This is a genomic window from Pseudoalteromonas peptidolytica (genome assembly GCF_012641745.1).
Taxonomy (GTDB): Bacteria; Pseudomonadota; Gammaproteobacteria; order Enterobacterales; family Alteromonadaceae; genus Pseudoalteromonas; species Pseudoalteromonas peptidolytica.
Window position 1 is genome coordinate 1 of sequence record NZ_WEHZ01000070.1, and the last position, 2,580, is coordinate 2,580.

At 36.5% G+C, this 2,580-nt stretch carries 5 protein-coding genes; 4 read left to right on the forward strand and 1 reads right to left on the reverse strand.

The genetic code is table 11. The features are described from left to right. Positions 1-135 precede the first annotated feature (135 nt). The 4 genes from F9Y84_RS21705 to F9Y84_RS21720 all read left to right on the forward strand — a co-directional run bounded on the left by F9Y84_RS21705 (position 136) and on the right by F9Y84_RS21720 (position 2,254). Positions 136-450, forward strand: a complete 315-nt coding sequence (locus F9Y84_RS21705; RefSeq protein ID WP_168756794.1) for a DUF6572 domain-containing protein — start codon at positions 136-138, stop codon at positions 448-450. Between the two features lie 129 nt (positions 451-579). Next, a complete protein-coding gene (locus F9Y84_RS21710; protein WP_147391471.1) occupies positions 580-1,245 on the forward strand; it encodes a hypothetical protein in 666 nt (221 codons plus the stop codon). A gap of 125 nt (positions 1,246-1,370) precedes the next feature. Then, entirely contained in the window at positions 1,371-1,718 is a 348-nt protein-coding gene (locus tag F9Y84_RS21715) for an immunity protein Imm33 domain-containing protein (protein WP_147391472.1), read from the forward strand. A gap of 110 nt (positions 1,719-1,828) precedes the next feature. Beyond that, positions 1,829-2,254: a DUF6882 domain-containing protein gene (locus F9Y84_RS21720; protein ID WP_147391473.1), complete on the forward strand. Its 426-nt coding sequence runs from the start codon at positions 1,829-1,831 to the stop codon at positions 2,252-2,254. A gap of 91 nt (positions 2,255-2,345) precedes the next feature. Here the strand turns inward: F9Y84_RS21720 and F9Y84_RS22010 are convergent. Then, the coding region (locus F9Y84_RS22010; protein WP_211091714.1) for a hypothetical protein at positions 2,346-2,580 on the reverse strand (235 nt) is incomplete at its 5' end.

Sequence of the window (2,580 nt, forward strand, 5' to 3'; positions counted from 1 at the left end):
GAGCCTCCAAAAAGCAAATTCCCTTAGCATAAATAACACCAACTCTGAGACATCGAGCGGGTAGCAGCTCAGTCCAACAAGCGATTATGCAACACAAACTGCGTGTCGCATAAATACTAAAGTGTTATATACCAAATGAAGTACGGCATAAATTTTCAAAATCAAATAGATATTTGTTCTATTAATGATGGAACATGTGTTCTTTCAATTATCCAATCAGAAGTGATAGATGATACAAATATTGAATTGCTTCAAGATAAGCTTAATCACTATTTGTGTTACATTCTTGATGGACAATTAGAAGAGGAAGAACCTAATAAATATGCTCTACCTAAAAGAATTGAGCTAATTATTGGTCATGTTCCAACTGATACACTTACAGGCTTTATTGAACAGCTTACTCCAATCTTAGAAGCGGAAAACATTAAATTTGTTTTGAAATCAGAGTGATCGGTATATAACAAAGCAAATTAAAAGTGCGGACAAAAAACAGTTGGCTTTGTTCGTACCTCACAAATTATAGCCAACTATTTTTAGCCGTTTATTTGCGGCGTTATGTTGCAAAAGGAGTCTCCAGCATTGGATGCTATATCAACTAAAAATTTAAACTCAATGCCAGAAGTATTGCAGTTAAAAAAGCTACTTCAATCACTCGCAATGCTAGATGCAATTATGTCCCCTGAATGGGATGAACGTTTTTATTCATTCAATTCAAATTGGGACGTTAATGAGCAAATGGGTTCGATGAGGAATGGTTGTGGTGATGACTTCTATGTACTATTCAATCAAGAGGGCTGCTTTATTAAAGGTTTTGACCATGAATCTTCAATGTCATCTTGGAGTACTGATGGGCAAGTTCCATGGCCAGGTTTATTAAAAGGATTGCCTTCTGAATTCGTTACTGCCTCTAAAGAACCTGCTTTCTCTATGGATAATATTTCATTTTGTATTTGGAAACTTCATTCGGCAGACTATTGGGGTAAAGGTGACTTCGAATTTGCAGATGACGAAGATCCTGATGGTTCAGAATATCTTTTAGAAATCTTTGACTGTAACCCTGAAACATATAGGGTATTTGCTCAAGATTATTATGAATTAGATCTGGATGTTACAACCATTGCAAAGATTTATAACCATTTACCTTTAACCGAAGAATTGGTTAAAGAAGTAAATCCTGAAGTATCAATAAAACAGCTAAAAAAAGATATTTCAGAAATTGGCTATCCTTGTGTTAATGCAACATAACAAGGCAAATCAAAAAGTGCGGACAAAAAACAGTTGGCTTTGTTCGTACCTCACAAATTTTAGCCAACTATTTTTTGCCGTTTATTTGCGGCGTTATATGCTTTTTCAAGTCAGGAGTAAGAAGCTTGAGTATTGAGTCAGTCCAAAAAGAATGTTGTGAGCATTATCAAGCAATTTATGCTCCTGTTGAGCCAACTCAGCTTGTTACTATTTCTAAAGGCATTTATGAGGGCTCAACACCAGTTGAAGGAGTTCGTTACCCATCACCAAATCATATGAGTGGTTGGTGGTTAACTACAGATGAGTACGACGGTAATACCAGCTCATTAGTTACGGTGCACTTTGAGCACATCATCGAAAGACGCCCTGAGTTAGCAATATATATGGCTCTTCCATTCGGGTATCGTTTTAACTTGGGCGGTGAGTCAGAGCATGTTTGGTTTGACCAAGCAGTGGCAGATGAAAGCATATAACAAATTAATTAAACAATGGACGTAAAACAGCAGGCTTGCGCTCATTCTTCGCTTATTTTAGCCTGCTATTTTCCGCCGTTTATTAAGGCGTTATGTTTTAAGGGAACTAAGTGAGTATCGAAGAAAAAATTGGACAAATTAAAGCGGATTACTGCAAGGCTTTTTCAAATTTTTCTGCTGAGGTAGGAGAATATACTAGCTGGTACTATGATCTTGATGACTTGTTTATCGAGTTAACAAGCGAAGACAATACAAAAAGGTTTAATGTCATTCCGGTTGGCTCATATTCCACTGAGTTCAATTCTTTTCTGTGGTCATGGGCAAACGAGGATTTATCTGAACATACGCGTTCTAAAGCAGCTGAGTTAAAGTCACTTTATTCGGAATTTCCATTTAAGGCATTTCAAGTTAAGGGCTTCAATTGCAAACAAGAAGAGCTAGACGAAATTTTATCTTTAAGCTTGTATCATCTAAATGGGAAAGTAATCTTCAAAATTAAAGATGAAAGCCCTTGGTTATTCCTTTGTGTACTTTAAAACATAACAAACGCTTAAACCAGAGAGGACGCAAAATAGCAGGCTTGCGCTCATTCTTCGCTTAGTTTAGCCTGCAATTTTGCGCCGTTTATTAAGGTGTTATATTTATATATTGAGTATCATTTAAAATGAGAAGTAAATTGTTATTCTTGAGTAGTGTTTTTTTGTTGAATGCATGTGAATCAACCCCGCATGTTGTACAGGGCGGGATCGCACTTTTAGCTAATTTATGATCAAATAGCGCCAATCCCATTGCTAGGCGCAACCAATGAACCTGATTGAACACCTTACAGTTGTAGAAGAAACTCGCTCTGATATTAACAAAA